At 56.3% G+C, this 4,214-nt stretch carries 5 protein-coding genes; 3 read left to right on the top strand and 2 right to left on the bottom strand.

Translation table 11 applies throughout. The annotated features are described in order from the left end of the window. The coding region (locus WBM93_RS03705; protein ID WP_424428307.1) for an NAD(P)-binding domain-containing protein at positions 1-395 on the bottom strand (395 nt) is incomplete at its 3' end. Positions 396-467: 72 nt separating this feature from the next. Next, positions 468-1,634 (bottom strand): LysR family transcriptional regulator, encoded by a 1,167-nt coding sequence (locus WBM93_RS03700; RefSeq protein ID WP_350078741.1) that lies wholly within the window; start codon positions 1,632-1,634, stop codon positions 468-470. Between the two features lie 82 nt (positions 1,635-1,716). On the opposite strand from WBM93_RS03700, the gene ligK reads away from it, so the two are divergent. From ligK to WBM93_RS03685, 3 genes are all read left to right on the top strand, one after another. After that, the gene (gene ligK / locus WBM93_RS03695; RefSeq protein WP_350078743.1) at positions 1,717-2,391 is read left to right on the top strand and encodes a 4-carboxy-4-hydroxy-2-oxoadipate aldolase/oxaloacetate decarboxylase; all 675 of its coding nucleotides are present in this window, start codon (positions 1,717-1,719) and stop codon (positions 2,389-2,391) included. Next, entirely contained in the window at positions 2,384-3,439 is a 1,056-nt protein-coding gene (locus WBM93_RS03690; protein ID WP_424428303.1) for a 4-oxalomesaconate tautomerase, read from the top strand. Before ligK ends, WBM93_RS03690 begins: the two co-directional genes overlap by 8 nt. Continuing rightward, a partial coding sequence (locus WBM93_RS03685) for an amidohydrolase family protein (protein WP_424428301.1) occupies positions 3,436-4,214 on the top strand: 779 nt, incomplete at its 3' end. The genes WBM93_RS03690 and WBM93_RS03685, both read left to right, overlap by 4 nt.

Genomic DNA, 4,214 nt, shown 5'->3' with positions numbered 1-4,214 from the left:
GAGATGAGCAAGGGAACTGCTATACCAGCCGGATCAACCGGAGACATGATGGCGACATCAATATAATGGCCGCCAGCGGCTTCGATGGCGTCCGCTGCAGCGCGTTTGGTATCGGGCGCGACGCTGTTCATGTCAAAGAACAGCGCCCGCGATGCGATTGTGATTGCCACATCCTGTGCGACAACGAGCGCCTGATCGGCCGTGACCACGCTGATGGCATATTTGCCGCCGAGCAGAGCTTCCGCCAGCGTTGAACAGCCACAAACCCGGTCTTCGGCAAAAGCATCGTCGAGATTCTGCATGTCGAACACATGCGCCCGTGACTGCCAGCCAGCGGCCCGCGCAAAGGTCCGTCCCGCTTCACCATAGCCGACAAGAGTGATCGATTGATCCATGGCTGGCAAGCTATCCTGCGCATTACATTCACGCCAATTGGAAGCTTGAATTTGTTATAAGTTTTTGAGAATTCAATCTGATTTGGATACAGCTTCTAGAAGCGTGATAAACTTGGCCTGCATGGCCGTTGGTCGCCAGTCCGTGCGCGTTGTCATCCCGATATTGCGGATAAACTCTTTGGGAATTTCGGCAATTTTGGTGAGCCATCCTGCCTCCAGTTCCACAGCCACCTGATCGGGTGATAAGAGCGTCAGAAAATCGCTTTCGATCAATATCTGCCGAATGGTGATAACCGAACCGCATTCAATAGGTACTTCCGGCAGCGGGATGGAACGCGCGTCGAACATTTTTGTCCAACCATCGCGCAACGGCGTGCCTGACGCCGGAATCGTCCAGGGATATCGTGCAAGCGCTTCCAGCGAAGGTTCGTTGTCGGCAGCAGGATGATCTTTCCGGCCGATCACGACCGGACGATCTTCAAACAGCGGCTGTTGGGTGATGTCCGGTCCGGGCGAAGGATCACGCAATGCCCCGATCATCAGGTCAATGTCGCCATCGCGCAATGGCTCGATCAGTTCGTGAAACGCGCCTTCGACAATATTAATCGAGACATCGGGATGCGTCCGGTGAAATGCCGCCACCGCCGCTGGCAATATCCGCGCCCTTGATAGCGGCATTGCACCAATAGTAATCTTCCCCGTCTCGCGCCCAAGCAAGGCGGAGAGCTCGCTTAAGCCTGCGTCCAGTTCCGCTCCGGCGAGACGGAACCGGCGCACGGTGCGGCGACCTTGTTCGGTCAGTGCAACACCCTTGCCGCGTCGCTCGACCAGCTTTCGCTTGAGCGCAACCGACAGATCACCGACCGCGCGGTGCAACGAAGGCTGTGCCAGTCCGGTCGCCGCCGACGCCTCGGCATAGCTGCCGGCACTGGCGAGCGCGATAAGGGCACGGAGCTGCGTCATCGTAACCCGGGGTGATGCGATCTGCGCCAGTGCTGCTTCGATGCGCGGGAAGAGCAGATGTCCCGCATCGGTCGGGATCATCCCGTCGGTTCTGCGCTCAAATAGCGGCTGTCCAAGCTGCGCTTCGAGTTTTACAATCCCCTGTGTGATCGCCGGTTGGCTGATATGGATCGCCTGTGCTGCTGCAGAAATGCTGCCCAAACGTCCGATAGAGACAGCAGCGCGCAGGTGGCGCAAGTTGAAATTCCAGATCTCCATTTCCCGAACAATTAGCATATTATTATATCTATTGCATAGTTCCGACTTGCGTCGCTCCGCGGAAACTTCGTAAACTTTGAACAGTCAAAGGAGCCTGATCATGTCCAATATCGTTGTCCAGAATATCGAGCGCGCCGATCTGGTCGTGGTCGATGGCCTTGCCAAATGCGGCGTCGCAACGGTTCACGAAGCGCAAGGTCGAACCGGCCTTATGGCAGGCAATATGAGGCCAATTTACCCGGGTGCGCGGATAGCAGGAACAGCGGTTACAATCTCGGCCGCACCGGGCGACAACTGGATGGTGCATGTCGCCATCGAGCAATTGAAAGAGGGAGATGTGCTGGTACTGGAACCCACCAGTCCATGCGAGGATGGATATTTTGGTGATCTCTTGGCGACGTCGGCACAAGCGCGCGGATGCCGGGGATTGATCATCAATGCCGGGGTTCGAGATGTTCGCGATTTGCAGGAAATGAAATTTCCCGTCTGGTCGAAGGCGATATTTGCTCAGGGAACGGTCAAAAACACGCTGGGTTCAGTCAATGTGCCGGTGGTTTGCGCTGGAGCTTCGGTAAATCCCGGTGATGTGATCGTTGCGGATGATGATGGCATATGCGTCGTTAAACGGGAGGAGGCCGCCAGCGTGCTCCTGAAAGCGCAGGAGCGCGAAGCCAAGGAAGAAGAAAAACGGCAGCGGCTGGCGAGCGGTGAGCTTGGCCTCGATATGTATAAGATGCGCGAACGGCTTGAGAAAGAAGGCCTGAAATATGTCTGATGGAATCCGCGTCATGTGGATGCGGGGCGGAACGTCCAAGGGGGGGTATTTTATTGCCGAAGACCTGCCGGCCGAGACCGCTGTCCGCGACGCGTTCCTTCTGCGAATTATGGGTTCCCCGGACGAACGCCAGATCGACGGCATGGGTGGTGCCGACCCGCTGACCAGCAAGGTAGCGGTGGTCCAAAAGTCTGAACGCGACGGCGTCGACGTCGATTATCTCTTCCTTCAGGTGTTCGTCGATCAGGCGTTGGTCAGCGACGCACAAAATTGCGGAAACATTTTGGCAGGTGTCGGTCCTTTTGCCATTGAGCGAGGATTAGTGGCTGCTGGCGACGGCGAAACCAAAGTCACAATCTATATGGAAAATACCGGCCAGATCGCGGTGGCAACGGTGCAAACGCCTGAAGGCGTTCCGATCTATCTGGGAGATGCCCGGATAGATGGCGTACCTGGTACTGCGGCACCGATACCGCTCGAATTTCGCGATACAGCTGGTTCCAGTTGCGGCGCATTGCTGCCAACAGGTAATGCCGTCGACATTATCAATGGCGTGCCATGCACGCTTATCGACAATGGCATGCCCTGTATCATTATGAAGGCATCGGATGTTGGTGCAACAGGCTATGAAAGCCGCGAAGAACTGGATGCGGCAGACGATTTGAAAGCCAGATTAGAAGCGATCCGGCTTAAAGCAGGCGACCGCATGAACCTGGGCGATGTAAAGGAAAAGTCCGTCCCCAAAATGATGCTCGTTGCCCCGCCCAGAGACGGTGGCGCCATCACGGTCCGCAGTTTCATTCCGCACCGGGCCCATGCAAGCGTTGGCGTGCTCGCAGCGGTGACGGTCGCGACCGCTGCACTTATCGATGGTACCCCTGTCGTAGAAGTTGCCGATGTGCCGGCCGGGAGCAGCAAAACGCTTTCTGTCGAGCATCCGACCGGAGAAACAACCTGTGTGATGGAGGTGGACACTACCGGCAATGTGACCAGCGCTGCCATGCTGCGCACGGCGCGCAAATTGATGGATGGAGAGATATTTGCATGAGCGTCGGCAATTCAGATAATTTGAGCACATGGACCGATCACTTGGGCAATATATATTGTTCATCGGACGAACCGGAACGGATTGTCAGTTGGCATTCCCATCCATCCAAACCAAAATTCACGCCGCCTCTCGGTGCAGTTGATGCCCATTGCCATGTCTTTGGCCCACAAGCGCAGTTTCCATTCAGTCCCAAGGCCAAATATCTCCCCGAAGATGCTGGTCCGGACAAGCTATTTGCACTGCGCGATCATCTGGGGTTTTCCCGGAACGTGATTGTCCAGGCGAGTTGCCACGGAACCGACAATAGTGCGACGCTGGACGCTATTGCTAAATCAGGCGGGATGGCGAGGGGCGTGGCGGTGGTCGATCCGGCGATCAGCGAAGCCGAATTGGAAGCGCTCGATGAAGGTGGCATTCGCGGCGTGCGTTTCAATTTCCTCAAGCGGCTGGTCGACAACGCGCCGAAAGACAAGTTTCTGGATATCGCGGGCCGTTTGCCCGAAGGATGGCATGTGGTGATCTACTTTGAGGCGGATATCTTGCAAGAGATGAAGGAGTTTATTGAGAAGATTCCGGTGCCAATTGTCATCGACCACATGGGGCGACCCGATGTTAGTCAGGGAGCAGATGGTCCGGATATGAGGGCATTCCGCGAACTGCTAGACAGTCGGGACGACATCTGGACGAAAGTGACTTGTCCCGACCGGCTTGACGCAGCAGGACCACCTTATGCAAATTTCGTCGCCGCCGTTCGTCCGCTGGTTGAAGACTATCC

The organism is Parasphingorhabdus sp. (assembly GCF_049667325.1).
Classification (GTDB): Bacteria; Pseudomonadota; Alphaproteobacteria; order Sphingomonadales; family Sphingomonadaceae; genus Parasphingorhabdus.
The sequence above is the reverse complement of the archived record's forward strand: the minus strand, read 5'-3'. Positions and strand labels throughout refer to the sequence as shown.